Annotated in this window: 24 protein-coding genes; 4 read left to right on the top strand and 20 right to left on the bottom strand. The window is 71.3% G+C overall.

Features of this window, described 5'->3' with window-relative positions; genetic code table 11:
* Positions 1 to 20: 20 nt before the first annotated feature.
* The 9 genes from J7F03_RS12830 to J7F03_RS12870 all read right to left on the bottom strand — a co-directional run bounded on the left by J7F03_RS12830 (position 21) and on the right by J7F03_RS12870 (position 9496).
* Positions 21 to 833 (bottom strand): class II aldolase/adducin family protein, encoded by an 813-nt coding sequence (locus J7F03_RS12830; RefSeq protein WP_214948962.1) that lies wholly within the window; start codon positions 831 to 833, stop codon positions 21 to 23.
* 81 nt (positions 834 to 914) lie between these two features.
* Positions 915 to 2459, bottom strand: coding sequence for an FAD/NAD(P)-binding protein (locus J7F03_RS12835; RefSeq protein ID WP_214948964.1), 1545 nt, complete (start codon positions 2457 to 2459; stop codon positions 915 to 917).
* A gap of 171 nt (positions 2460 to 2630) precedes the next feature.
* Complete coding sequence (locus tag J7F03_RS12840) at positions 2631 to 3674, bottom strand: hypothetical protein (RefSeq protein ID WP_214948966.1); 1044 nt, start codon at positions 3672 to 3674, stop codon at positions 2631 to 2633.
* Position 3675: 1 nt separating this feature from the next.
* On the bottom strand, positions 3676 to 4173 hold the full coding sequence (locus J7F03_RS12845) for a flavin reductase family protein (RefSeq protein ID WP_214948968.1): 498 nt from the start codon (positions 4171 to 4173) through the stop codon (positions 3676 to 3678).
* An 80-nt stretch (positions 4174 to 4253) separates the two neighbouring features.
* A complete protein-coding gene (locus J7F03_RS12850; protein ID WP_308379427.1) occupies positions 4254 to 5774 on the bottom strand; it encodes a 4-hydroxyphenylacetate 3-hydroxylase family protein in 1521 nt (506 codons plus the stop codon).
* A gap of 359 nt (positions 5775 to 6133) precedes the next feature.
* On the bottom strand, positions 6134 to 6412 hold the full coding sequence (locus tag J7F03_RS12855) for a LysR family transcriptional regulator (RefSeq protein ID WP_214948974.1): 279 nt from the start codon (positions 6410 to 6412) through the stop codon (positions 6134 to 6136).
* Positions 6413 to 6606: 194 nt separating this feature from the next.
* Positions 6607 to 6990 (bottom strand): hypothetical protein, encoded by a 384-nt coding sequence (locus J7F03_RS12860; protein ID WP_214948975.1) that lies wholly within the window; start codon positions 6988 to 6990, stop codon positions 6607 to 6609.
* Positions 6987 to 8600: a class I adenylate-forming enzyme family protein gene (locus J7F03_RS12865; protein ID WP_214948976.1), complete on the bottom strand. Its 1614-nt coding sequence runs from the start codon at positions 8598 to 8600 to the stop codon at positions 6987 to 6989. Before J7F03_RS12865 ends, J7F03_RS12860 begins: the two co-directional genes overlap by 4 nt.
* 200 nt (positions 8601 to 8800) lie before the next feature.
* Entirely contained in the window at positions 8801 to 9496 is a 696-nt protein-coding gene (locus J7F03_RS12870; protein ID WP_214948978.1) for a ScbR family autoregulator-binding transcription factor, read from the bottom strand.
* Positions 9497 to 9662: 166 nt separating this feature from the next.
* Between J7F03_RS12870 and J7F03_RS12875 the strand changes: the two genes are divergently transcribed.
* The 3 genes from J7F03_RS12875 to J7F03_RS12885 all read left to right on the top strand — a co-directional run bounded on the left by J7F03_RS12875 (position 9663) and on the right by J7F03_RS12885 (position 12835).
* Positions 9663 to 10607: a ScbA/BarX family gamma-butyrolactone biosynthesis protein gene (locus J7F03_RS12875; RefSeq protein ID WP_285440438.1), complete on the top strand. Its 945-nt coding sequence runs from the start codon at positions 9663 to 9665 to the stop codon at positions 10605 to 10607.
* Positions 10608 to 10844: 237 nt separating this feature from the next.
* A complete protein-coding gene (locus J7F03_RS12880) occupies positions 10845 to 12011 on the top strand; it encodes a cytochrome P450 (RefSeq protein ID WP_308379429.1) in 1167 nt (388 codons plus the stop codon).
* 59 nt (positions 12012 to 12070) lie between these two features.
* Positions 12071 to 12835: an SDR family NAD(P)-dependent oxidoreductase gene (locus tag J7F03_RS12885; protein WP_214948981.1), complete on the top strand. Its 765-nt coding sequence runs from the start codon at positions 12071 to 12073 to the stop codon at positions 12833 to 12835.
* Positions 12836 to 12845: 10 nt separating this feature from the next.
* Here the strand turns inward: J7F03_RS12885 and J7F03_RS12890 are convergent, their stop codons facing one another.
* From J7F03_RS12890 to J7F03_RS12910, 5 genes are all read right to left on the bottom strand, one after another.
* Complete coding sequence (locus J7F03_RS12890; protein WP_214948982.1) at positions 12846 to 13121, bottom strand: hypothetical protein; 276 nt, start codon at positions 13119 to 13121, stop codon at positions 12846 to 12848.
* A 21-nt stretch (positions 13122 to 13142) separates the two neighbouring features.
* A complete protein-coding gene (gatA, locus tag J7F03_RS12895; protein WP_214948987.1) occupies positions 13143 to 14639 on the bottom strand; it encodes an Asp-tRNA(Asn)/Glu-tRNA(Gln) amidotransferase subunit GatA in 1497 nt (498 codons plus the stop codon).
* Between the two features lie 103 nt (positions 14640 to 14742).
* A complete protein-coding gene (locus J7F03_RS12900; protein ID WP_214948988.1) occupies positions 14743 to 15846 on the bottom strand; it encodes a ParB N-terminal domain-containing protein in 1104 nt (367 codons plus the stop codon).
* A 41-nt stretch (positions 15847 to 15887) separates the two neighbouring features.
* Positions 15888 to 16070 carry a hypothetical protein gene (locus J7F03_RS12905; RefSeq protein WP_214948989.1) on the bottom strand — a complete coding sequence of 61 codons (183 nt, stop codon included), beginning with the start codon at positions 16068 to 16070 and terminating at the stop codon, positions 15888 to 15890.
* A 214-nt stretch (positions 16071 to 16284) separates the two neighbouring features.
* Positions 16285 to 16593, bottom strand: coding sequence for a hypothetical protein (locus tag J7F03_RS12910; RefSeq protein WP_214948990.1), 309 nt, complete (start codon positions 16591 to 16593; stop codon positions 16285 to 16287).
* Between the two features lie 207 nt (positions 16594 to 16800).
* Here J7F03_RS12910 and J7F03_RS12915 point away from each other — a divergent pair, with 207 nt between their 5' ends.
* The gene (locus tag J7F03_RS12915) at positions 16801 to 17799 is read left to right on the top strand and encodes a helix-turn-helix transcriptional regulator (RefSeq protein WP_214948992.1); all 999 of its coding nucleotides are present in this window, start codon (positions 16801 to 16803) and stop codon (positions 17797 to 17799) included.
* A gap of 29 nt (positions 17800 to 17828) precedes the next feature.
* Here the strand turns inward: J7F03_RS12915 and J7F03_RS12920 are convergent, their stop codons facing one another.
* Genes J7F03_RS12920 through J7F03_RS12945 form a run of 6 tightly spaced genes read right to left on the bottom strand, consistent with a single transcriptional unit; the run spans position 17829 to position 26453 of the window.
* A complete protein-coding gene (locus J7F03_RS12920; protein ID WP_214948993.1) occupies positions 17829 to 18407 on the bottom strand; it encodes a TIGR00730 family Rossman fold protein in 579 nt (192 codons plus the stop codon).
* A 6-nt stretch (positions 18408 to 18413) separates the two neighbouring features.
* Positions 18414 to 19763 (bottom strand): Zn-dependent hydrolase, encoded by a 1350-nt coding sequence (locus J7F03_RS12925; protein ID WP_214948994.1) that lies wholly within the window; start codon positions 19761 to 19763, stop codon positions 18414 to 18416.
* 59 nt (positions 19764 to 19822) lie between these two features.
* On the bottom strand, positions 19823 to 21787 hold the full coding sequence (locus tag J7F03_RS12930; protein WP_214948995.1) for a S9 family peptidase: 1965 nt from the start codon (positions 21785 to 21787) through the stop codon (positions 19823 to 19825).
* A 9-nt stretch (positions 21788 to 21796) separates the two neighbouring features.
* Positions 21797 to 23836 (bottom strand): M13-type metalloendopeptidase, encoded by a 2040-nt coding sequence (locus J7F03_RS12935; RefSeq protein ID WP_214948996.1) that lies wholly within the window; start codon positions 23834 to 23836, stop codon positions 21797 to 21799.
* Positions 23836 to 25146, bottom strand: coding sequence for an MFS transporter (locus J7F03_RS12940; protein ID WP_214948997.1), 1311 nt, complete (start codon positions 25144 to 25146; stop codon positions 23836 to 23838). Before J7F03_RS12940 ends, J7F03_RS12935 begins: the two co-directional genes overlap by 1 nt.
* A complete protein-coding gene (locus tag J7F03_RS12945; RefSeq protein ID WP_214948999.1) occupies positions 25143 to 26453 on the bottom strand; it encodes a cupin domain-containing protein in 1311 nt (436 codons plus the stop codon). Before J7F03_RS12945 ends, J7F03_RS12940 begins: the two co-directional genes overlap by 4 nt.
* Positions 26454 to 26465: the final 12 nt, after the last annotated feature.

Genomic DNA, 26465 nt, shown 5'->3' on the forward strand with positions numbered 1-26465 from the left:
GGGCTGGGGACGTCCGCGGGCTAGTCCTCTTCCAGGAAGTCGGGCTGCTCGCGGATGATCTCGTCCCAGAGCAGCTGGAAGCTGAACCAGCCCAGCTGCTCGTTGCCGAAGCCGTCCCCCGCGGCCACGGCCTGCTCATGGGTGAAGCTCTTGGGCGTGCCCGCCGCCCGGGCGAGCAGCTGCACCTGGGCGCAGCTGTCGTAGGTGAAGAACCAGTGCACGGCCTCGTCGAGCGATCCGCCGACGGTTATGAGGCCGTGGTGGCGCAGCAGGATCGCGCGGTTGTCGCCGAGCTTCTCCGCGATGTCGCGGCCGAGTTCGGCGGAGACCGAGGGGCCCTCGTACTCTTCGTAGAGGACCTGGCGGTTGTAGAAGGCGGCGGACTCCTGGTCGATGGGGTCGAGCAGGCGGCCCAGGGCGCCCAGCGCGCGGGAGTGCGCGGTGTGGCCGTGGGCGGCCGCCGTGGCACCCGGCTGCATCTCGTGGATCGCCGAGTGGATGACGAAGGCGCTCGGGTTGACCCGGTGCTTGCCCTCCACGACGTTGCCGGCGGAGTCGACGCAGATCAGGTCGGCGACGCGGACCAGGTTGAAGGAGACGCCGAAGGGGTTCACCCAGAACCGGTCCTCGTGCTCCGGGTCGCGGACCGAGATGTGGCCCGAGATGCCTTCACCGAAGCCGTACTTTCCGAACAGCCGCAGCGCGGCGGCGAGCCGCTGCTTGCGGTGGCGCCGGGTCTCCTCGTGGGTGGCGAAGACCGGCTCGCTGGGAATGGGCAGGCCGGTGTGGGTGTCTGCCAGGTAGGCGGGCCGGTCGGTCTCGGTGACGCTCATGCTCGGGGGTCCTCATCTCCGGATCGTTTTCCGGTAGCGGTACGGGTACGGGTGCGGGCGGTGGCCAGACCGTGAGCCGGGTCAGACCGTGAGCAGGACTTCCTCGGTCTCCTGGCTCGCGGCGGTGACCGTCTCGGCGTGCTGCAGGATCGCGCCGACGATGTCCTGGCTGCGGTCGACCAGCGAGGGGATGCCGAAGGTGAAGAAGAGCGAGCCGGCGGCGATGTTGCCGAGCCCGTAGAGGCGCGGGTCGGGTCTGCCGTTGGTCGTCAGCTGGCTGGTCGGCCGGGCTATGTGCAGGCCGCCGTGGGGGTGCCGGCTGGCGACCCGGCTGCGCATGAGCGAGGTGACCAGGGGCGCGGCGCTGGTGGGGATGCGCCCCTCGGAGGCGTTCACGGCGCTGACGACGCGATCGGCCGTGAAGTTGTGGCCCTCGGCGGTGACGACGTCGAAGCCCGCCTCGGGGTTCGGGGTGATGTTCTGCAGACCCGCGACGATGTCCAGCTTGCCCGCCTCGACGAGTTCGAGGAGGACCCCGGCGCTGCCCGGCGGCATGGGGCAGCACAGGCTCATGATCGTGCGGTAGTGGGCGCGCAGCAGCTGGACCTTGTCCTGCTCGCGCAGCATCGGCCAGACGTCGGGTCCGGTCTCGGGGACGGCGCGCTGCAGGATCCGCAGGCCCATGTGCGGGGAGTCGACCTCTTCGATCTGCCGGCGCAGCCGGTCGACCGGGTCCTCCAGGTCGACCCGGATGATCTCCGAGACCACCGCGTCGAGGTCGGCGCCGACATCGCGGAACTCGGCCCGCATGATGGTGGCGATGTCCTCGAGGGTGATCTCGGGGTGGGTCGTGGCCAGTGCTTCCATCCGGTGCGGGGTGAAGTGCCGCAGCTCGAAGGGGACCGCCTTCTGCCGGACGCCGGGCAGGACGCCCCGGCGCGACATCAGGCTGATGCGGCCCTGGTGGCCCTGGGCGGCGAGGGACAGGATGATGTCGATGGCGGTCAGGCCACTGCCGATGACGGCGACGTGGTCGTTCTCGCCGACGTCCGCCAGCTTGTTGACGATCGGGTACGGGTCGCCGACGAAGCCCTCGGTGCCGGCCAGTCCGTAGACGTCCTTGGGGCTGTCGCCGCCGACGCACAGGATGGCGTAGTCGAAGGCGCGGGCGCGGCCGTTGCCGGTGCGCAGCAGCACCCGGTTGGCGGCGCGGCTGGCGGAGGTGACGCCCTCGCCGACGAGGTCGACCCGCCAGCCCTGGCGGCGCAGTTCGCCGAGCGCGGCGTAGGCCGTCTGCTCCAGGTACTCGCCGTAGACGGTGCGGGGCGCGAAGCGGCTTCCGGACCACCGGTCGACTCCGGTGCGGACCCCTATGACCTTGTCCCGCGTCTCCAGCCAGTTCTCGAAGTGCTGGAGGTCGCCGGCGCGCACGGACATGTCGTCGGGTGTCGCATTGACCTTGAGGGTCTCGGTGTCCACCTGGTAGGCGCGGCCGCGCCACAAGTGCGGTGACGGTTCGAAGACCGTGAGGCTGCCTGGTTCGCTCTGTGTTCGGGACAACGCGTCGATCAAGCAGACTGCAGCCGCGCCTCCTCCGACGATGCCGATCGAGAATCCACGGGACATGTGTCAGTCACCTATCAATTCGTGGAAGGCGCGGGGTCGTCGTGCGTCGGCCTTGCTGTCCGCGATCACGGGGCCCTTCCTCGCCTACTCCGGGGATTCAGTGGAGGCCGCCGGCCACCCCCGGTGCGGCGGGGGTGAAGCCGGTCAGCCGATGGGATTCGCGCGCCCGACTCAGGCGGCGGAGTTCTTGAAGTTCTTCATCGAGACGGTGTAGTCACCGCGGTTGGCGCGGTAGTCGATGCAGTACTCCTGCGGGTACCAGCCACCGATCTGCCACTGCTGCGGCTGCTTGATCGGCCAGCAGCGGCTCGGGTTGACCCCGGCCTCGATGCCCTCGAACCAGGCCTTCGTGATCATCGGCTCGAGGAAGCTGATCTTGGCGTCGTAGGCGCCGTAGATGAAGGTCTGGGTGAAGGCGGTGGAGCCCCACTCGGGCGAGAACGGGTCGATCAGGTGGTTGCCCATGGCCGCCTCGGCCACGCCGTTGTCCTTGTAGTCCTGCGGCATGAACTGCGGGGCGAGCGGCTTGGTGGCCGTCGCGTAGTCGTCGCAGTCGATGGCCAGACCGCACGGACCGCTGCGGATGGCGTCGCGCTCCGCCTTCGACTGCGTGTAGAAGTGGAAGTCGAAGTGCGGGTGGTCGTAGATGTGCTCGGGGCCGTGACCCATCGGGTTGAAGTTCACCAGGGCCCACTTGAGCGGCATGCCGGGCAGCGACGTCAGCTGCGAGGGCAGGTCCAGCGGACGCTCGTGGCCGCCGACGCACTCGGTGTGCTCGTTGACCGTGCCGTCACCGTTCATGTCGTAGCAGTGGTGGCCGTCCGTCATGGTGGTCGGCAGGCCGGTCAGCATGGACTTGGGGAAGACGATGCCGACGGTCTGCGGCTTGTTGCCCGCGACCTGCGCGTAGGTGCGCACCGTGCCGTTGCCGAGCGCGCTCGGGGTGCCGTACGAGGCGCACGGGCCACGGTAGGAGGGCGTCTCTTGGAGCAGGACCTCGGCCGCCCACTGCGCGACCTTGACGTTGCGCTCGCGGGTCGGGGCGTCCGCGGTCACCAGACAGATGCTCACGGAGCCCGTCGTGGCGGCGGCCGCCTCCGGGCCCGACCCCGAGGCCTGGGCCGGGATGGTCGGCCAGATCAGCAGGGTCAGACCGGATATCGCCAGCGCCGCTCCGAGGAGCGCCCGCCAGCTCAGGAACTTCTTCGCTCGCACGTCACACCTGTTCCAGTTCGAATCTGTGGAATCCGCCCTGAAGGAAGATCAGGGGGGTCTGGGTCTCACGGGCACCCATGGCGAGGACCTCGCCGATGACCATCACGTGGTCACCCGCCACGACGTGGTCGCGCAGGGTGCACTCCATCCAGGCGGCCGCCTCGAACAGGAGCGTCCCGGTGGCCTCGCCCGGGGCGCCGGGCACCTCGGTCAGCGCCTGGTCGCGCTCGGGCCGCCGGCGCGCGAACGCGCGGGCGGTGGACTCGCCCTCGGCTCCGAGGATCGAGATCCCGACGACGCCGGTGCGCATCAGCTCCGCGAAGAACTCCGAGTCGTGACGGAAGCTCAGGGATACCAGCGGCGGTTCCAGTGAGACGGAGGTGAGCGAGTTGACGGTGATCGCGTTGTGGGTGCGCACGCCGTCCTTGTCGGTGTACGTACTGACGACGCAGACCCCCGTGGCGAAGGAACGCATCACATCGCGCAGGTCGTGGTTCATGGCCGGGCCTCTCTGCTGGGCGCGGACGGGTGCGCGCGGCGCTTTCGCCGCGGGCACCCGTCCGTACGCGCTCTGACGGGTCAGTTCTCCTGGGCCCAGCGGCCGCGGGTCCAGCCGTCGAGGTCGTAGTCGTCCATGGCCTTCTGGACGAGGTCGCCGTAGTTGTCGAGCAGACCGGCGCCGCGGGACCAGTTCAGGGTGTCGAGACGCACCTGGTCGGGGCCGCCGGCGTAGTTGAGCTCGTACAGCTCGTGACGGGCGCCGAACTCGGTACCGATCGCGTCCCAGGCCAGCTTGAAGAGCTTGGTGCGCTCCTCGGCCGTGGCGCCGGTGCCGCGGTAGTAGCGGTCGAGCAGCGGACGCAGCTCCGGGTTCTGCAGGTCCTTGCCGCTGGACGGCGTCATCAGCAGCGCGCCCGCGAGGTGCTCCTCGAAGAAGCGGTGCGTGCGCTCCCAGCTGAGCGGGGCGAGCGCCCGGTAGCCGGCCGAGTAGTCCATGCGCGGCAGTACGGTGCCGGCCGGGCCGGACTCCGGGTCCAGGGCCATGGCGCTGGTGACGGCCCAGGTCTGGTGGCGCCAGGCCAGCAGCTCGCCGAGGCCGGCCTGGACGCCGCGGAAGCCGTCCGTGCCGTTGATGCGCGTGCCCTTGTCGAGGATGCCCGCCATGAACTCGAGCTTGACCGACATGCGGATCGCGCCCTGGAAGAAGCCGCGGGAGAGCAGGCCGGAGCGCGGGAAGTACTGGTGGATCTTCTCGGTGTCCCGGTAGATCAGGACGTTCTCCCACGGGATGAACGCCTTGTCGAAGACCAGCACCGCGTCGTTCTCGTCGAACCGGCTGGAGAGCGGGTTGTCGAACGGGCTGGTGGCCTTGCCCTCGTACGAGGTGCGGCAGACGACCTTCATGCCCGGGGTGTTCAGCGGGGCCATGAAGGCGAGCGCCATGTCGTCGGCCTTGCCTGCTTCCAGGTTGGCCAGGTGGATCTGGCCGACGAAGGCGACGTTGGTCAGCGCCGAGGCGGTGGCCATGAGCTTGGCGCCCTCGACGACGATGCCGTCCTCGCGCTCCTCGACGACCTTCAGGTACACGTCGCGGATCTCGTGCGCGGACTTGTTGCGGTCGACCGGCGGGTTGACGATCGCGTGGCTGATCGAGAGGCCCTGGCGGGCGTACTTCTCGTACCAGGCGCGGGCGTTGTCGCCGAAGGGCTCGTAGAAGTCGTGGGTGACGGCCAGGCCGGCCATGAACGACGCCTTGTAGTCGGGCGTGCGGTTCATGAAGCCGTAGCTCAGGCGGGCCCAGTGCTCGATGGCGTCACGGGCCTTGAGGAGTTCCTCGGGCGAGTGCGCCGGGGTGAAGAAGCGGTGGACGCGGTAACCCGTGTACCGGTCGACCGTCGTCATCAGGTCCTTGGTGTCCGGGTGGTGGAGCGCGTCGTAGAGGTGCGCGGTCGACCTCGCGGCGTTGGCGAAGGCCGGGTGCGTCGTCACGTCCTTGACGAGCTCGCCGTCCACGAAGACCTGGCGACCGTCGCGCAGGCTCTCCAGGTAGGAGTCGCCCGTCATGAGGTCGTTCGGAGCCTCGTCGGCCGACTGATCCACTATCGGGACCTGACCCATTTTGGTGTCCTCTCCAGGGGTAATACACGCGACCGCTGCCGGACGCACAGTTCGATTGGTCCGAGCGTAGGCTCGGCTTCCCATCAGCTCTTGCGGGGCCGCGCACGAACAATTGCCCATCTACGCCAACTCTGGCGACTCCAGGTGCTTGACTGCCCGTCAACGGGTAGGCACAGGGCGCGTGTTGTCATTTGCAAGAAGGCTTTGACAACTGTCGGGATATTGCGGAACGGTGAATTCCGAATACCCCGAAAAAACTCTGGCCCGGCGTGGATCCAGGAAATTCGGATACACAGCCGGGCCATACGAAAAGAATTTGCGAAAACGCGTCCGTCGGCCGGTCAGGCGGCTGGACGGGTGCGGCCGGCCGAGGCGGCGTCTATACAGGCCGCTTCGGCGATCAGGATGATCTTCTCGGCGTGCGGCAGCAGCCGGATGCCCGCCTCGGTGAGCTGGACACGGCCGCCGGCGCGATGGAACAGCGGCGCCCCGATGTAGTCCTCGAGGTTCTTGATGTGGGCGGTGACGCTGGGCTGCGAGTAGTGGAGGTTCCTAGCGGCGCGAGTGAAGCTCATCTCGGCGGCCACTTCGCGGAACGAGCGTAGCTGCTGGAACTGCACGGCAGAGGCTCCCTTCTGCGAGGCTCAAGCCCCGGAGCAAGAAACATACCACGGTGCAGGTATAACTGCAGCCTGAGGGAGCCGCCCTTCCATCCCTTGGACACTGCGGACATACCTGTGGCCATGCCCTCAGGGAGGGCATGGCCACAGGTCAGCCGCCGCTTAGTGGTTGACAGCGGGTCTTGCGGAGTGGACTAGTCGGACATCTCCATCGGGGAGAGGAGGTCCCTGGCGATCTGCGGGAGCAGACGGTCGATCAGGACGCCCGTGCGCGCGGATCCGTCGGCCGCGCGCGGGATCACGTCCACGGCCACCGCGTGCGAGAGCACCCAGGGCATGCGCCGCTCGCAGGCGGCCAGCGCGGCCTGCCGGCCGCCGGCCTCCTGGTCCTCTTCGAGGAGCGGCACGAAGGCCACGACCAGCGTCTCGCCCACCTCGGGCAGCTGGGTGCGCATCACGGCGATGTCCTGGACGCAGGGCAGGTCGAGGAGTTCGAGTTCGAGTGCGAAGAAGGCCGTCTCGAAGTCCTCCACCAGCACCTCGTCGTACGGCTGGTCGTCGAAGGAGGGCAGGTTCACGCGGACATCTCCTGTTGCATCGACTGCTCAAGCTGCAGGTTCAAGGTGATGATGGGCAGCACCGCGTCGAGCAGGTCCCCGGTGCGGATGCGGCCCGTCGGGCTGTAGGGGATGGTGTCGACGGCGATGACGTGCGCGGGCAGCGACGGGACCCGGCGGGCGCAGGCCGCGCTGAGCGCCTCGTAGCCGGTCGCCTCGCGGCCGACCGCCACCGCGATGAACGGCACCACGATCGCGTCCCCCAGCACCGCGTCGCTGACCCGCATGACGGCGGTGTCGCGCAGGCAGGGCAGGTTGAGCAGGTCCGACTCCAGCCGGAACAGCTCGGTGTCGACCGCCGAGTCGCGGACCACCACGGGCACTTCGGTGACGCGCCCGGTGACCAGCAGCCGGCCGGTCTCGTCGACGTACCCGGCCTCGTCGGTGACGAGGAAGCGCTCCTTGCCCCAGCCGAGGTCCAGGCTCGCCGTTTGGGTATCGCCGTCCAGGTAGCCGTCCATCACCTGGTGGCCGGCGAAGGCGAGGCGCCCGGTCTCGCCCTGCTCCACCGGCTGCCCGTCCTCTCCGAGGACGGCGACGGTGGTGCCGAGCGTGGCGTGGCCCGACCGCGGCGGCGAGACCAGCAGCTCCTCGGGGCCCATGACGGCGGTCAGTCCGGTCTCCGGGCTGCCGAGCGCGGTGTGCAGCACCGGGCCGAGCCGCTCCCAGGCCGTGTTGACGGTCCATCGGCCCAGGTGGGCGCCCGGGGTGAGCAGGAAGCGCAGGTGGCGGGTGCGCGGCGAGGGCTCGGCGTCCTCCGGCAGCCCGAGCACGCCGTGCAGGCTGGACGGGGTGATCACGCCGGTGCTGACGCGCTCCGCGACGAGCAGGGTGCTCAGCGTCTCGGGACCGGCGCCGTCCGCGAGGACGACGGTGGCCCCGATGCCGAGCATCGTGCGGGTCAGCGCGAGGGCCGTGGACTCGGTCGGCGGGGCGGAGGCCAGGTGGACGTCGTCCCGGTTGAGGCCGAACTCGTCGACGAGGTCGACGAGGTGGCGGCCCTCGGAGGGGGTGCGGCGTACGGCGACCCTGGACGGGCCGTCGCTGCGCGCACTGACCGCGAAGGACTCGTACGGCCGGGGCGCGGGCAGGGTGCGCAGGGCTTCGGCCGAGGTCAGGAGGTCGAAGTTGAGTGCCTGGTGCCGGCCTGGGGTGGCCGGCGCGCCGGGGGCGGAGACTCCGTCCAGCAGGACGTGCACGGCCTGCGGGCCGCTCGGCCAGACCAGCTGGTCGAGGGTGGCGCGGTGCTCCGAGGTCACGAAGACGACGGCGGGCTCCAGCCAGGTGAGCACCTGGCCCAGGTCCTCGGCGCCGCTCTGCGGGTCGAGTCCGGTGCAGGAGACTCCGAGCGTCGCGCAGGCACTCATCGCGACCGTGAGCTGCCAGCTGTTGCCGGCGAGGAAGACCGCGCGGACCGGGCCCTCGGCGGGCAGGTGCTCGGTGAGTCCGGCCGCCGTCCGTTCCACGGTCTCCGCGAACTGGCCCCAGGTCAGCCGCACCTGGCCGTCGACCAAGGCATCCCGCGTCACGCCGCCCGCCGCGTGCCGGCGGATGTCATCGAGCTTGATCATGTGGGTCTCCGTGGTCGGTCAAGAGCCTCGTGTGTGGCTCGGGGCCGCGCCCATGGAAACAAACCTGCATGAAGGTACGCAACCCTCATCGGAAGTTCTGATGCGGATTGCCCTGAACGCCGCATCGAGTGCGAAAACACCTCCGCCGGGCGTCGAAGACGACGCCCGGCGGAGGGGAAGGTGCGTGCCCGGAGGAGGTACTAGGCCTGAACCACGGCCGGCTCCGCGAGCTCGGCCTCGGCCCGCTCCCGCAGGCACTTCTCCAGGTCGGCGACGACCCGGTCGGCCCGGCCGGGGGCCATGTCCAGCTCGGCCAGCACGGTCGGCAGCGCGATGATCGGCATGATGTGCTTGAGCAGGACGGACACCCGTACTTCCAGGTCCTCCCAGTCGGACATCACTTCCGAGAGCACCTGGCATCCGGTGAAGGCGCCGACGAAGAGGTTGGCGACCGCGTCCACGTCCACGTGCGCGTGGAGTTCACCGCACTCCCGGGCCCGGCCCAGCGCGAAACGGTTGTGCTCGATCCAGTCCTGGTAGGGCCGAAGGCGATCCGCGTGGTGGCTGCCGCGCTCCAGGGAGAGCCTCAGGCTGCCCTGCACGATCGGATCACTGCGGATCTGGACCGCGAAGAGCATGCCCTTGTCGATCAGCTCCTGGAGCCGGGTGCTCCGCGGCACGAGCGGGAAGCCGAGCGTGTCGATCTGGCTGGCCAGTACGGCTTGGGCGAGTTCTTCCTTGCCCTTGAAGTAGTAGTAGAAGGCGCCCTTGGTGAGCCCGAGCCGCTGGTAGACGTCCGCGATCGTGGCCCCGTTGAAGCCCTTCTCGGCAAACACGGCGCCGGCGGCCTCGACGATCGATTGCCGGGTTCGCCGGGAATGCTCCTTCTGGGACACCTTCGCTCCTTCCATGTTCCTGGCGGCCAAGTTTCCACCTCCTCGGAGGTACCGAGCATGTCACCGAAAACAGCCGTTGCAAATTATACCAGGCAGCACGTATCTTGCGGCGACCGGGACATACCATCGCTGGCTCGAATCTGCCTTGAGCCCGGAGGGGGAGTTCATGTTAATCACGTCATATCTGGACACAGACACCCAAAGACAGCCAGCCAGGGTCGCAGAAACAAGGCCTTCAGGGGTGCCCAACTGGCTTGTGCACCGTCCCGCAACCTCAGAAGTGTTCCTGTCGAGCTGGGAACGCACCGGAACCGACCGTTTCACCGTCACGCTGCGCTGGCCTGAAAACCACCCGTTCCATACCGCGCTGCACGGTTTCCGCTCTCCCACCCTGATCGCGGAGGCCATCCGCCAGGCGGGCATCCTGATATCCCACGCCGAATTCGGCGTCCCGCTCGGCCATCACTTCCTGATGTCCGACCTGAACTACACGATCGAACCCGGGCTCCTGGACGCGGACGACGACTCCCCGGTGCACATCGACGTCACCTGCTCGGCCATCCGACGCCGCGGGACCCGGTTCTCCGGAATGACCTGCCACATGGCCCTGATCCGGGACGGCCAGGTCGTCGCGACCGGCGACGGCAGTCTGACGTGCACTTCTCCCGCAGCCTACCGCCGGATGCGGGGCGCTTTCGCGGACGCCCGGCCGCTCCTGCCCGTGCCCGAACCGGTGCGCCCCGCCCTCGTACGGCGGACCAAGCCGAGCGACGTCCTGCTGGCTCCCACCAGGGATCCCCGGTGCTGGACCCTGCGGGCGCACACCACCAACACGACGCTGTTCGCGCGCCCCAACGACCACATACCGGGGATGGTCCTCATGGAGGCCACCCACCAGGCAGCCTTCGCCGTCGCCGGCAGCACCCGGCTGTACCCCACCTCGCTCCGCCTGGCCTTCGACCGCTACGCGGAGTTCAACTCGCCCTGTCTGATCCAGGCGCAGCCGGTGACCCGGGCGAGGGACAACACCCTCTCCTTGAGTGTCACGGGCCACCAGAGCGGCCGGCGGGTCTTCCTCGCCCTGCTCGAAGGAATCCCCGTTTCCGCCTGATCTCCGCCCCTTTCCAGCAAAACAGGAAGAGGTGTCCGACGATCCAAACGGCGAGACGTCCGAGAGCTAAGTGGCGAGAAAGCCGTCGCCATGCCAGCCTGTGACGTCGCTCGATTCCACACCAGAAGAAGCTGTAGGGGGGATACTCCTGTGAGCAGGCAGTGCCCGTTCGTCATCGATCCGCTCGGCCAGGACATTCACGGAGAAATCAAGGAAATACGCTCCCGTGGCCGCGCCGTGAGGATCGTGCTCCCCGGTGGAGTGGAGGCGTGGTCGGTCACGGACTACGCACTCGTGAAGCGTCTGCTCACCGATCCCCGGGTGTCGAAGGACGCCTACCGGCACTGGCCGGCGTGGATCGACGGAGAGGTCACCGAGGAGTGGCCGCTGGCCATTTGGGTCTCGGTGCAGAACATGGTCACCGCCTACGGCGAGGAGCACACCCGCCTGCGCAAGCCCGTCGCGGGGGAGTTCACCATGCGCCGCGTGGCGGCCCTGCGCCCGCGGGTCGAGGAGATAGCGGCCGGCCTGCTGGACCGCCTGGAACAGGCTCCGGCGGACCTTCCCGTGGACCTCCGCAAGGAATTCGCCCACGTACTGCCGCACGCCGTCGTCTGCGAGCTTTTCGGAATTCCGCATTCCGCCCGCGATCCGCTGCAGCGGATCATCGACGGCTTCTTCGCCACCTCGATCACCCCCGAGGACGCGATGGCGAACGGCATAGCCATGTACGAGACCATGAACGAGGTCGTGGCGCACAAGAGGGAGAACCCCGCAGACGACCTGACCTCGGCACTCGTCGCCGCCCGCGACTCGGGCTCGGCGGAAATGAGCGAGAAGGAACTGCTCGACAATCTCATCCTCCTCTTCACCGCCGGATACGAGACGACGGTGAACCTCATCGACAACGCGGTCGCCTCCCTCCTCACGCACCCCGACCAGCTCGCGCTCGTGCGCACCGGGAAGGCCTCGTGGGAGGACGTGATCGACGAGTCCCTGCGCGTGGACCCGCCCGGCGCGCACAGCATCCTGCGCTACGCCGTCGAGACGATCGAGATCGACGACGACGTGCGGATCCCGCAGGGCGACCCGATCGTCATCTGCTTCGCCGGCTCGGGCCGCGACCCCCTCCACCACGGAGCCGACGCGGACGTCTTCGACATCACCCGCGCGACCCGCGCCGATCACGTGTCGTTCGGGTACGGAGCCCACCACTGCCTCGGCGTGAACCTGGCCCGGATGGAGGTCTCCATCGCACTGTCGGCCCTCTTCGAGCGGTTCCCCGATCTCGCCCTGGCCGTGCCTGGCGAGGAGTTGCGGCCCAAGTTCTCGTTCGTCTCGAACGGCCACCGCACGCTTCCCGTGCTCCTGGGCCTGCCCAGGTCATCGGTTTCCGGCCAATAATGCCCGGGCGACCGCTTCGGGCAGACGACGCCGGACCGCACCACACGAAAGACTCCACCATGAAGGAACAGACCGGCCTCCTCGCAGGCAAGCGCGCTCTGATCACCGGCGCGAGCAGCGGCATCGGGGCGGCCGCCGCCCGGGTGTTCTGCGAGAACGGGGCGTCGGTGCTCATCACCGCCCGACGCGAGGAGGAACTGGCCGCGCTCACCCGCGAGTTGACGGACCAGGGCTTCACCGCGGCCTACGCCGTCGCCGACGTGTCCCGCGGCGAGGAGGTCGAGCGTGCGGTGGCCCGGGCTGTGGAGCTCTTCGGCGGTCTGGACGTCGCCTTCAACAACGCGGGGCTGGGGACGGTTCCGGAGCCGCTGCACCTCACACCGGACGCGGACTTCGAGGCCGTCATGGACACCAATGTCCGCGGCACCTGGAACTGCATGAAGCACGAGATCGCCGCGATGCTGCCGGACGGCGGGGCGATCGTGAACAACAGCAGCGTCGCGGGCCTGGTCGGCACCCCGGCGGGCGCCCCGTACATCGCGTCGAAGCACGCGATCATCGGTCTGACGAAGGCCGCCGCCGGGTACTCCGCCCAGGGCATCCGGGTCAACGCCATCGCCCCCGGCACCACGCGCAGCGAGATGATGGGCCAGTGGTTCGACCTGAACCCGGGCCTGGAGGAGCACTTGCACACCATGGCCCCGCTGCCGCGCACGGCGGACCCGCGCGAGATCGCGTACGCGGCCGCGTGGCTCCTCAGCGACCAGGCGTCCTTCGTCGTCGGCGCGACCGTCCCGGTGGACGGCGGCTGGACCGCCCGCTGACGTACTGCGCTCAGCGGGCCGAGCCGAACTCGACGCCGACCCTGCAGGGCACCAGCGCCGGCCGGTCGGGCCCGCCTGAGAGCAGCGCGCGGGCGTGTTCCGGATCGAGGGTGAACTCGATCCGGTCGCACTCGCGCGGGCGGTCGGGCGGGCCGACGACCAGGTGGAAGGCGACCGCCCCGGCGTCGTCGCGGGAGGTGGTCACCACCGCGTCGACGACACCGGAGATGTCGTGGGAGAGCAGGGCCTCGATCTGGCGTACGTGTGCGGTGGTCATGACGGTCATGGCGGGCATCCTCCTGGTGGGTCAGCCGAGTGACGGGGCCTCGTCGAGCAGCGGGCGGCCCCAGCGCCGTACGAAGGCCGCCTCGACGGCGGCGCCGACCCTGTAGAGCCGGTCGTCCTTCGTGGCCGGGGCGATGATCTGCAGTCCGACCGGGAGACCGTCCTCCGGAGCCAGGCCGCAGGGCAGCGACATGGCGGAGTTGCCGGCCAGGTTGGTCGGGATGGTGCACAGGTCCGCGAGGTACATGGCGAGGGGGTCGTCGACCCGCTCGCCGATCGGGAAGGCGGTGGTCGGCATCGTCGGGGAGACGATCACGTCCACCTCGGCGAACGCCCGGTCGAAGTCCCGCATGATGAGCGTGCGGACCTTCTGGGCGGAGCCGTAGTACGCGTCGTAGTAGCCGGAGCTGAGCGCGTAGGTACCGAGGATGATCCGGCGCTTGACCTCCGGGCCGAAACCGGCCTCGCGGGTCAGCGCGGTCACCTCCTGCGCGGACAGGGCGGTGTCGTCGCCGACACGAAGCCCGTAGCGCATGGCGTCGAAGCGGGCCAGGTTCGAGGAGGCCTCCGACGGTGCGATCAGGTAGTAGGCGGCCATCGCCAGGTCGAAGGACGGGCAGTCCAGCTCCACGATCTCGGCGCCGAGCTCCTTCAGCAGCTCCACCGACTCCTCGAACCTCAAGATCACGCCATCTTGGTAGCCCTCGCCGGCGAACTGCTTGACGATACCGACCCGCATGCCCTCGACCGATCCGGACCGGGCCGCCTCGACGACCGGCGGGACGGGGACGTCGATCGAGGTGGAATCGAGCGGGTCGTGCCCGGCGATCACCTCGTGCAGGAGCGCCGTGTCCAGGACCGTACGGGCGCACGGACCGCCCTGGTCGAGGGAGGAGGAGTACGCGATCAGCCCGTAGCGGGAGACTCCTCCGTACGTCGGCTTCACCCCGACGGTGCCGGTGAGCGCGGCGGGCTGCCGGATCGAGCCGCCGGTGTCCGTGCCGACGGCGAGCGGCGCCTGGAACGCGGCGAGCGCGGCCGCGGAGCCGCCGCCGGAGCCGCCGGGGACCCGGTTCAGGTCCCAGGGGTTGCCGGTCGGCCCGTAGGCGCTGTTCTCCGTGGAGGACCCCATGGCGAACTCGTCCATGTTGGTCTTGCCGAGGATGACGACACCGGCCTCCTTGAGCTTGCGCGTCAAGGTGGCGTCGTAGGGCGGGATCCACCCCTCGAGGACCTTCGAGCCGCAGGTCGTGGGGATGCCGACAGTCGTGAAGGCGTCCTTGAGGGCGAGCGGTACGCCGGCCAGCGGGCCGAGCTTCTCACCGCGCCCGCGCTGGGCGTCGACGGCGCGCGCCTGGGCAAGCGCACCCTCGCGGTCGACGTGCAGGAAGGCGTGGACCTTCTCGTCGGTCGCCTCGATGCGGGCCAGATGGGCCTCGGTGACCTCGACGGCCGTGAGTTCCCCGGCGGCGATCTTCTCGGCGATCCGTGCGGCCGTGAGCCTGATGATGTCCCACATGTGCGTCTTCCTTGCTGCTGCGTGCCGTAGGAGGCGGGGCGGGCCGGGTGGGCGGGCGCCACTGTAGGGCGCCCGCGCTCCGTCCTTCAGCCGACTTCCGTGCTCACGAGGCCTCCGCCGCCTCCGCGCAGGCCAGTTCGTCGGCCAGCAGCCGCCACAGACCCGCGTAGCCCTGGACGAGCTGGGCCATCGGTTCCTTGCAGTGCCTCGGCAGGCTCGCCGCGATCTTCTCCCGGTCCTGGGCGACCAGCGCGCAGGCGCCGAGCATCCGCAGCACGTCGCGCCCGGACTCGCTCAGCCGCAGGGACGGGTCCCGGCGCAGCGATTCGAAGATGCGCAGCAGCCGGTCGGGGGCGGGTTGCGGATCGGCGACCGGCCTGCGCGGGGCGGAGCCGCGCCGGGCGGCGAGCGAGATCGGGTCGGCGGCCGGTGAGGAAGCCGATGGAGAAGAGGAAGAAGGGGACGCGGAAGAAGGGGACGCGGAAGAAGGGGACGCGGCGCGACGGCGGTCGGCGGGCGCGGTGTCGCCGCGCCGGGCCGGTACGGGGTCCTCCCCGCGCCGGATCCGGTCGCGTACGTCGGCCACGGTCGCCGGGGACAGCCCGGCCTCGGCGGCGATCCGGCGCAGCGAGGCGCCGGGGTTGCTGCGCAGGAGTTCGCCGGCCAGTTCGCGGGCGCGGGAGGGGTCGACGGGGCGGGCCCGTCCGTCGCGGCCGACGCGGTGGCCGGTCTCGGCCGCGGCAGTGCCCTTGCGCAGTTGGGAGATCTTCCGGGCGGAGAGTCCGGTGACGGCCGCGACCGCGCGGTCCGACCAGCGGGGGTGGGAGGCGAAGACGCGTCCCGCGGCGGCGGTCCGGTCGGCGGCGGTCAGGGGCCGCCCGTGGGTGACGTTGGCCGCGACCGCCAGGAGCTCCGCCTCGCTCCGCTCGCCGTCGAAGTACCGTACGCGGATGTGGGTTTCGCCGCGGAGCGCGGCGGCGCGGAGCCGGTGGGCGCCGTCGATCACGCGCATGGTCGGCCGGTGGACCAGGATGGGCGGCAATTCGCCTTCGGCTTCCGCGAGGGTCTTCGCGTACTCCCCGTCCTCGCCGCCAGTGCGGGGCGAGAATCCCGCCGTGATCCGGTCCGTTGCCACGCTTTCCACGGGCTGGTCGAGATATCCCCGGTCGCGGAATCTGATCAGGTGGTCGGCGCTTTCTGCGTCCATCGTCTTCCCCTCGGTGAGCGGGTGCGGATGAGGGGGCGTGGTCACTGCCAGCCGAGGTCGTCCAGCCCGGTCTGACCGGGCGTGTTCTGGACGGTGGCGGCGGGCGGGCTGGTCACGGGGGTGGTGTCGGCGTGTGCGGCGGCCGCTCCGAAGGCGGTGCAGGCGGCGAGAATTCCGGCGAGGACCGTGCCCCGGACGGTTCTGCGGGAGTTTTCGAAAGACATATGGTTTCCGCCTTTTCAGCCGGCCTTGTGTTTCGCTGACAGGCAGGAGTCTGCTGCCGGCGCGGTCGGCGGGGAAAGGGGCGCCGGGACGGGCAATCCGGCCTTGGCATACACAGTCCAGCTTCACCCAAGGAAGCGTCAGCTCCCGGCAAACAGCTCGCCATTCGCCTGCGGGCGGCGTCGGATCGTGCTCGGCATCAACCCGTGCTCGGCGTCAGATCGTGCTCCACGGGTCGCTTCCCGGCAGCAGCGGTACCTCGGCCCGCTCCAGCTGCCACTCCCCCAGCACGGCGTGCGCCGAGGCGGCGTGCAGCCACAGCCGCCGGGCGGCCGCTTCCGCCGCGGCCAGCGACGGAGCCCGTACGTACAGCCCGACCACGGGGGCCGCTTCGGGGTCCGGGTGGACGCTGACATGGACCAGCCCGTCGCGCCCCGCCGCGCAGCGGGAGATGGCCGCCGCCGTCGGCGCGGGCAGCCGGACGCCGGAGCGCGGGGGCCGCAGGTGGACGTGAACGAGATACATGGGAGGGAGTCCGGCTCCGTAGTGGAAGAGTCTTTCCGAAATCGAGAGTCAGGAAAATGCCGTAGGAAAGGCGGTCCGAGAGATTGCGGATGGTGTCTTGCCGAGGGTGCGTCCGACCCGTACCGTCAGGGCAATTACGCAGCCCAGTGCCCCCACCAGCGCCTGGAACCCCCATGGGATCCGGGCTCTGAACCGGAGTTGCCATCGATGCTTGATCTCCTCGGCCTCGACGCAGTCGCCGAATCCGTCTACCGGGGAATTCTCGCCAAACCCCGGGACATCGCGGATCTGAGTCGTCAGCTCGACCTGACGCCGGAAGCGGTCCGCTCCGCTCTGGACCGGCTCAGCGAGATGGCGCTCGTGCGCGCCTCCACCGAGGTCGGCGCCCCGCTGCACGCGGTCAGCCCGCACGTCGGCATGGAGATCCTGCTCGCCCGCCAGCAGGCGGACCTCGCCAGCCGCCAGCAGCGGCTGGAGGCGAGCCGGGCGGCGGCCGCGCAGCTCATCCTGGAGTACGACGGCCGGGGCGCCGGCAGCGCCGTCGACCCGGGGGTGCGCTACCTCGACGGGCTCGACTCCATCCGCGACCACCTCGCCAACCTGCGCGGCCAGGTCACCCAGGAGCTCCTGGCCTTCGCGCCCGGCGGCCCCCAGACCGCGGAGAACATGAACGCCTCCAGACCGCTCAACCAGCAGCTGCTCATGCGCGGCGTGCAGATGCGCACGGTCTACCTCGACTCCATCCGCGGCTGTCCGCACACCATGGAGTACGCGCGCTGGCTCGTCGCGCAGGGCTCGCAGGTCCGTACCGTCCCCTCGCTCCCCAACCGGATGATCATCTACGACCGCACGTCGGCGATCATCGCGGCGGACACCGGCAACACGGCGGCCGGCGCGGTCGAGGTCACCTCCCAGGGGATGGTGGCCACCTTGTACACGCTCTTCGAGAGCGTCTGGCAGTCCGGGGAATGCCTCGACACCCAGGCCAGACCGGACCCCGGCGAGCTCACCCGCCAGCAGGCCGAGGCGCTGAAGCTGCTCGCGCAGGGCTGCACGGACGAGACCATCGCCCACCGCCTGGGGGTGTCGCCGCGTACCGCCCGGCGCATCGCCGCCGGGCTGATGGCCTACCTCGGCGCCCAGAGCCGCTTCCAGGCCGGGGTCCACGCGGTGCAGCGCGGTTACCTGCCGACCGGCCCCGAATAGCCCGGGGGCGCCGCGGCCGGCCCGGCGCCTCATGCCGCGGCCAGCACCCAGGGTGCGCCCAGCAGGTCCAGCGCCTCTTCGGCGCTGTCGGCGCACCGGATCATCCGGCGCTCCGCCGCGGTCAGGAACCCCTCGGACACGAGGTGGTCGAGCATCGCGAGCATCGGGTCGTAGAAGCCGGCGTGGTTGACCACCACGATCGGCTTCTCCATCAGGGAGAGCTGGTTCCACGTGGCCACCTCCATCAGCTCGTCCAGCGTCCCGATCCCGCCGGGCAGTACGGCGAAGCCGTTGGACAGCCGGTACATGAGCGCCTTGCGCTCGTGCATGGACCGCACGACGAAGATGGCGCCGCGCGCCCGGTCGGCCCGCTCCCGCTCGTGCAGCGCGCGCGGCACCACTCCGGTCACCGCCCCTCCCCCGCTCAGCACCCCGTCCGCGACGGCGCCCATGACCCCGACCCCGCCAGCGCCGTAGACCAGGTCCAGGCCGCGCCCGGCGAGCGCCCGGCCGAAGCCGTGCGCGAAGTCCACGTGGTCCTGACGGACCCCGGGCCTGGCACCGCAGAACACCGCGATGCGTTCGCTCTTCCTGACCAGCGTCTCCATGACTCCTCAACTCCCGGTGGTATTGAGCTCGTTGGAAGGCCGCGACTGCGGCCGGGACTGCGCCCGATCCTGCGGGCCGATCCCGATGGTGCGCAGCGCCGTACGGAAGAGCACGCGGGCCCCGGCGACGAGGTCCTCGGGGGCCGTGTCCTCCTCGGGCACGTGGCTGATGCCGCCCAGGCTCGGCACGAAGATCATGCCGATGGGCGCGATGTCCGCGACCATCTGCGCGTCGTGTCCGGCGCCGCTGGGCAGCACCTCGTGCGCCAGGCCCAGTTCGTCCGCGCTCCGCTCGATCGCGGCGCGCAGCACCTCGCTCGTGGAGACCGGGTCGGAGCGGGTCTCGGCGACCACCTCGATCTCGGTGCCGGTGCTCTCCGCGATCGCGTCGAGCATCCGCCGCAGGGTCTCCTCGGCGGCCGCGGCCTTCCACACGTCCGTGTCCCGCAGGTCCACGGTCATCCGTACCGATCCGGCGATCGTGTTGGGGGTGTTCGGGTGGGGGTCGATCCGGCCCACCGTCGCCACCCGGCACAGCCCGCGCTCGCCGGCGATGTGCTCGGCCGCCAGCACCACCCGGGCCGCCGCGGCCATCGCGTCGCGCCTGCCCTTCATCGGGCTGGTCCCGGAGTGCCCGGCGGCGCCGCGCACCTCCAGGGTCAGCACCGTGCGGCCGGTGATCGCGTCGACGACGCCGATCCGGCGGCCGCTGCGTTCCAGCACCGGCCCCTGCTCCACGTGCAGTTCGAGGTAGGCGGCGACCGATCCGTGCGGCCAGCAGGCGCTGCCCAGCGCGTCGAGGTCGCCACCGGCCAGCCGCAGCTCCTCGCGCAGCCGGCGCCCCTGGTGGTCGCGGGGCTCGCGCGGCAGCCCGGCGAGGCGTCCGGCGATCGCCATCGAGCCCCAGAAGGGCTGCGGGAAGAGCGCGCCCTCCTCGTTGGCGAAGGCCACGGCGACGGGCTCGTAGGGGGATTCGATCCCGCACTCCTCGAAGGTCTGCAGGACCTCCAGCGCGGCGAGGACCCCGTACGCGCCGTCGAGGCGGCCCGCGTTGACGACGGTGTCGAGGTGCGAGCCCATCATCAGGGCCTGGCGCCCCTCGCCGTACGAGGTGTGGCGCGGCCGGATGACGATGTTGCCCGCCGCGTCCACGGACGGTACGAGGCCCGCGTCGCGCGCCTCGTCCATCAGGTAGGCGCGGGCCTCGCGGTCGGCCGCGCCGAAGCCCTCGCGGGTGATCCCGCCCGTCTCGGGGTCGAGGCCGATCCGGCCGAGGCGGGCGATGCGCCGCAGCAGCCGGTCCCCGTCGATGTCCGCGCGCAGGCCGCCGGCCCGCTGGGCGAGCGTGCTGGTCATGACAGTGTCCTTCCGGTCCGTTCGGAGGTCTTCGAGTACGGCCAGGTCGACGACGCCGCTCACAAGTGCCGCCCCCACCACTCCAGTACCGCCGCGAAGCGGGCGAGGCGGTGGCTGGGGAGCCCGGAGCGGGACATGTCGTGCCCCTCGCCGGGGAAGAGGAGCATCTCGGCGGGGACCCCGCGCATGCGCAGCTCGGTGAACAGGCGCTGCGCCTGCTCCGGCGGACAGTGCCGGTCCTCCTCGGACTGGATGATCAGCATCGGTGTGGTCATCCGGTCCGCGTACGTCAGCGGGGACTGGCGCGCCCAGCCGTCGCGGTCCGCCCCGTACAGCGCGACTGCGAGGTCGACGCCGTCGTCGCTGGTGGCCGCGTAGCTGTCGATCGCGTACAGCCCGCGCTCGCCGATCATCGCCTTGAAGCGGTCTCCGTGGTGGGCGTTGAACCACGCCGCCATGTAGCCGCCGAAGGAGCCGCCCATCACCCCGACGCGCTTCGCGTCCAGTTCGGGCAGGTCCAGCGCGGCGTCCAGCAGGGCGAGGAGGTCGACGGCCGACCGGCCCGGCAGGTCGCCCTGGACGTGGGACCCGTGCTCGGCGCCGTATCCGGAGGTGCCGCGCGGGTTGCCGAGGACCACCGCGTAGCCGGCCCTCGCGTACACCTGCGCCTCGTCGAAGGCGGCCGGCCCGTTGAGGGTGTAGCCCCATTGGGTGAAGGGGCCGCCCTTGACCTGGAAGATCACCGGGTGCGGTCCGGGGCCCTCGGGGCGCACCACCCAGCCCTGCAGCTCGTAGCCGTCGGGCGCCGTCGCGGTGAACTCGCGCATCGGCAGCAGCTCGGCGCGCTCGGTCAGTTCGCGTCCGTAGGAGGTCAGCGTCCGCTCGGTGCCGCCGCTGAGCACCACCAGGTCGCCGGCGCTCGCGGCGCTGGTCACCACGGCCGCGATGACGGGGCCCGCCGGGGTCTCGGCGACCGCGTAGCCGTTGACCTGGCGCGGGCCGGTGATGACCGGCGCGGGCTCGGAGCCGTCGTAGGGGACGAGGACCAGGTTGACCTCGCCGCGCCGGTCGCCCGCGAAGTACACGCCGTCGGCGGCCGGGCGGATCATCTGGCTGGCGAAGCTGAGGTGGTGGGAGCCGCCCGTCAGGCGGCGCGGGGCGCAGGAGCCGTCGGCGGCGGGCAGCAGGACGCCGGGGGCGCTGACCGGAACCGTCCACAGGCCGTAGGTGGAGGTCGCGCAGGAGTGGTTGAACTTGTCGAGCTCGGAGCCGACGAAGACCACGGACGCGCCGTCGGCGGCGAAGCGCGGGGTGAACAGGTACATCCCGCCGTGCGTCAGGGGCCGCAGGCCGCTGCCGTCGGGGGCCGCCGCCCAGATGTCGTTGCGGGAGTCGTCGCCCGCCTCCTCGTGCCGGGCGCAGACGAAGACCAGCTGGTCGCCCGCCGGGTTCCACGCCAGGTCCATGTGGTCGTACGGGCCCTCCGTGACCTGGACGGCGGGCGCCGCCGGGTCGAACGGGTCCGTGACGAAGACCTGGCGGGGCCGGTCGGCGGTGTAGCCGAAACCGTCCATCTGGTAGAGCAGCGTGGTGATCCGGCGCGGCGCCTCCGCCTCGGCCGGGCCCTGGTAGCGGCCCGCTTCGGGGATCCGGCTGGTGTAGGCGATCCGCGTGGAGTCGGGGCTCCACACGGGCTGGCCCGCGCCCATCGGGTGGTCGGTGACCGGGAAGGCCTCGCCGCCGCCGTCCATCGGGAGGAGGTGGATCTGCGCCCGGCCGTGCGCGCCCGGGCGCTGGAAGGCGAGGAAGCGGCCGTCGGGCGAGAAGGCCGGGCAGCCGTCGTAGGCGCCCTGGGTCAGGCGGCGCGGCGCGCTCGCCCCGCTGGTGTCCGCGATCAGCAGCTCGGTGGTGTAGTCGTCCGCCTCCAGAACGGGGCGGGTGACCTCGAAGACGACGTGGCGGCCGTCGGGCGAGAGGGCGGGCGGCCCGAGCACGGGCAGCAGCTCGATGTCAGCAGGAAGCATGGCAGGGCCTCACAGAAGGGAGAAGCGGGAAGCGGGGTCGAGGAACAGCGCGTCGCCGGGGCTCACGCCGAACGCCTCGTAGAAGGCCTCGACATTGGCGAGCACTCCGTTGCACCGCAACTCGGCGGGCGGGTGCGGGTGGCGGGTCGACGCGAGCCGCTCGGCGAGCCGGGCGGGCGTGGTCCGGGCCCGCCACATCGTGGCCCAGTGCAGGAAGAACGACCTGGTCCGGGCCGGGTCGAGCGGGCCTGCGTGCGCACGGCCGCCGTACACGGCGCCCTCGTGTGCCCGGGTCTCCCGCGCGGCCGGCGCATGCGCGGCGAACGCGTCGAGCGCGACGGTGACCCCGGCGATGTCGGCCATGTTCTCGCCGACCGTGCGCGCGCCGCTGACCCGCCGGCCGGGCAGGGCGGCCGGCTCGTAGCCGTCGTACTGCGCGACCAGCAGCGCGGTCCGCCGGGTGAATTCGGCCCGGTCCGCCGGCGCCCACCAGTCGCGCAGCCGACCCTGCCCGTCGTAGCGCGAGCCCCGGCTGTCGAAGGCGTGCGACATCTCGTGGCCGATGATCGCGCCGAGCACCGCGAAGTTGCGCGCCGGATCGCCCGCCGGGTCGAAGACCGGCGGCTGGAGCAGCCCGGCGGGGACGACGACCTGGTTGAGCCCGTGCCGGTAGTACGCGGTCACCTGGTGCGGGTGGATCTTCCACTCGGAGCGGTCGACGGGGCCGCCGAGACGGGCCAGTTCCCCGGCGATGTGCCGGGCCCGCCCGCGCTTGACGTTGCCGACCAGGTCGGCCGGGTCGAAGGACTCCCGGTCCGGACCGGCGCCGCTCGCGCCCCCGCGCGGGGAGCCGATCTCGAACACCATCGCGTCGAGCTTGGCCAGGGCCGCCGCCCGGGTCGGCTCCGACATCCAGTCGGCCCGCCCCAGGCGCCGCCGGTAGGCGGCCGTCAGCTCCGCGGCCAGCTCGCGCACGGCCGCCGCGGTGCCCGGGGCCAGGTGTTCGGCGACGTACCGCTCGCCCACCGCCTCGCCGGCGAAGGTCTCGACGAAGGAGACGGCCCGGATGCGGCGCGGCCTCGGCTCGGTGAACCCGTTGAGCAGCTGCCCGTAGAAGGCGAAGTTGTCGGCGAAGACCTGGCGCGGCCCGAAGGGCACCATCTCGTGCACGTACCGCCAGCACACCCACCGCTTGAGCTCGTCCAGCGTGTGCCCGGTCCACCACGCGTCCAGCGCGTCGGGGAGACCGGGCTGGCGCAGCCGTACGGTCGCCTCCCGCGGTACGTCGCCCAGCGCGGCCAGCCACGCCCCCCAGGGGAACCCGCCCGGCCGGCCGGCCAGTTCGGCGGCGGTCAGCGACAGCGGCCGCGCCGGCGCGCCCGGCCGGGCCGGGGTGTGCCGGGCGGCGAGCCCGGTCTCCATGGCCAGGACCGAGGCGGCCGAGCGGGCGGGCTCGGGGAGTCCCGCGTGCGCCCACATCACCGCGAGGTGGCCGAGGTAGCGCCCGCGCAGCTCGCCGCCGTCCTGGCCGTCCCCGTAGGCCGCGGCGGGCAGGCCGAGCCCGGCCTGCGAGAGGACCAGGACGTACCCGTCGGCGTCGGCGGTGTCCACGGCGACCGTGAAGTCCACCGCACCGCCGATGCCCTGGGCCTGCAACCGGCCCAGTACGGCGGCGAGTTCGGCCGGGGTGGCAGCCGCACGGACCGTGTCGAGGTCGGCGGCGAAGGCCCCGGCGGCGCCGAGCTCCTCGATGCGGTCCTCGTCCATGAAGCTCGCGTACAGGTCGGCGATGCGTCGGCCGGCCACGTCGGCGCCGGTCCCGGCACGGGCGGCCGCGCGCAGGATCACCGCCTCCGCGTCGGCCTCCGCCCGGTCGGACAGGAGGGTCAGGGTGGTGGCCTCGGCCCGGTGGGCGGGCAGGACGTGGTGGTCCGTCCAGTGCCCGTTCACGAACCGGTAGAAGTCGTCCTGGGGCCTTGCGGAGAGGTCGAGTTCCACGTCGTCCGGGAGGGCGGGGGCGCCCGCGGCCGGTTCCGAGACCACCGTCATCAGACGGCCTCCGCCTTGAGGTCCGCCTCGGTGCGGTCGGCGTCGGCACGGGTCGCCTCTGCGCGGTCGGCGTCGGCCGACTTCAGGACCCGGCCGCTGAAGAGGCCCAGCGCGATCAGGCAGAACACCCCGGCGGCGAGGAACCCGTAGCGCGGGGCCATCAGGCTCACCGCCGCGCCGCCGACCACGTAGCCGATGGCGGGCCCGGTGTTGGAGACGGCGCCCAGCGCGGCGAAGGCGCGGCCGCGGTGGGTGTCGGGGACCCGGACGTTGAGCAGGATGTGCGTCACCGTGGCCTGGGCGCCGTTGCCGATGCCGCCGAGGACGTAGAAGGGGACGATCCACCAGACGCCCGGGGCGAGGCCGGTGCCGAGGATGGCCACGGCGATGCACAGGAACGTGCCGATCAGGACGGTCTCGTGGCGCAGGTTCTTCGCGCGGCGCACGAGCATCCCGCCGGGGATCAGGCCGAGCATCCAGGCCGACATGATCAGGCCGAAGGTCTCCTCGGAGGCGCCGAAGTCCTCGCGGACGTAGAAGACGATGAGGACGTTGATGATGCTCGCGGCCGCCATCACGGCGCCGCTGAGGATGAGCACGGCGGTCAGGAAGCGGTCGGACGTCACCTTGTACGGGGCCTTCGCGGGCTCGTCACCGTCCCCGGCGGCGGCCTTCGCGGCGCCTCGGTCCTTGTGCAGCCGCGTCTTGATCAGCAGCCCGCCGACGACGACCGCCGCGAAGCTCAGCGCGTCGATCAGCAGCGGGATGGAGATCCCGAAGCGGCCGATGAGGATGCCGGCGATGCCGGGGGCGGCGACCATGCCCGCCATGGCGGTGGTCTGTGAGATCGACGAGGCGCGCGGCACGTTCTCCTTGCCGACGATCGCGCTGGGCAGGGCGCCGAACACCGGGTGGGTGAAGGCGAGTCCGGAGGACAGCAGCGCGGAGAGCCCGATGAGGACCACCGGGGAGGTCCAGATGGTCATGGCCACGCAGATCAGGGCCTGCAGCGCGCCGACGACCACGATGAGGTTGCGGCTGTCGAAGCGGTCGGCGAACCGGCCGGTCAGCGGCGACAGCAGGACGGGCGGGACGGTCGCGGACAGCAGCAGCGCCATGACGGCGTAGGAGCCGGCGCCCTGGGCCTGGAGCTGGAGGGCGATGGCCGTCTCGGCGGCGATGTCGCCCGCGAAGGACAGGCCGCGCATCCCGGCGAGGATGTACACCTCGCGCCAGGCCCGCCGGGAGGGGGGCGGCGAGGCCTCGGTGGTGGCCGGAGTTCGGGTGTCGATGGCCATCTCGTGGCTCACTTCCCCTGGTCGTCGGTGTGGTTGGCGGTGTGTGGGGTGCTGTCCGGGGTCTTCTGCCGGCTGTTCCGGGGCTCACCGTTCGCGTCCGGTACGGGGAACACGGCGTGCTCGGCGGCTTCGAGGACCCCGATCCGGGCCAGCCCCCGGGCCGCGCTCAGGGAGCGGGCCGGGTCCACGCCCGGGAAGAACTCGGAGGTGGTGACCGGGCGCCCCCCGTCGAGCTCGCGCAGCGACCGGGCGACGGCGTCGGGCACGGCGAGCCGGTGGCCGCCCACCCGGATGCCGGTCTTCGTCCCGTCGCTGTCCCCGATCTCCACGGGGGCGGCGCTGCGCCGCACCAGCGAGTCGGTGGTCAGCGCGTCGACGGCGTGCAGCCGGGCGAACTCCCGGGTGCGGCCGGCTCCGGACCGCTCGCGGCCCACCCGCGCGAGCCGCTTGGCCTCCGCGACGGGCTCCAGGTGGGCGAGCCGGTCCCGGAGGAGTTCGATCTGCCGGCTCAGCCCGGCGGCGGCCGCGGCTTCCCCGGCGCCCCCGGCCCCGCCCTCGCCGTCGGCGAGGTACGGGAACCCGTGGAACTCCTCGTCCTCGACCACCGCGGCGACGGTGTCCTTCAGCAGGTCGCGCCAGCGCCTCGGTTCGATCCCGACGGACAGGTGCAGCGAGAGCCCGCTCTTCGCGGCGGCCGCGTGCGGGGTGCCGTGCGGCACGTACAGCACGTCGCCGGGGGCCAGCGTCACCTCGATGACGGGCTCGCCGAGCTCCTCGGGCGTGTACGAGCCCTCGTCGCCCCGGCGGATTTCCGGGGTGGCCCACACCCGCCAGGTCTTGGTCCCGTCGACCTGGACGACGTACACGTCGATCGAGTCGTGGTGCGGGGCGAAGCCGTCGTTTCGCGCGGGCGTGACGAAGAGGACCACCTCGCCCTCGCAGGCGAAGGTGTCGGTGAAGGGCGCGAGCAGCCGGCGGGCCGAGGGCAGCACGTGGTGCAGGGAGTTCCAGGTGACGGTGCCGCCCGAGCGGAACAGTTCGTACACCTTCTCCGGGCTGACGGCCTCGGCGAGCGCGGCTCCGCGCGCCACGGTCCGCGTGTAGGCGCCGCTGGGCACGCCTTTGCCGCCCTTGGTCACCCGGAGGTAGGAGGGCGGAGTCGTCTCCAGGGCCAGTACGTCGTCGAGCTGCCGCACGGAGGGGAGGCCGTCGAGCCGGCCCGCCAGTGCCCCTTTGCGCAGCAGCGGCTTCTTGTTGAAATGCTCGGCGAGGAACACGTCCCGGTCGCCGACGAAATCCTCGAAGGAGTACGTCTCCACCGTCTTGCCTCC

Source organism: Streptomyces sp. ISL-43, assembly GCF_018614195.1.
Taxonomy (GTDB): Bacteria; Actinomycetota; Actinomycetes; order Streptomycetales; family Streptomycetaceae; genus Streptomyces.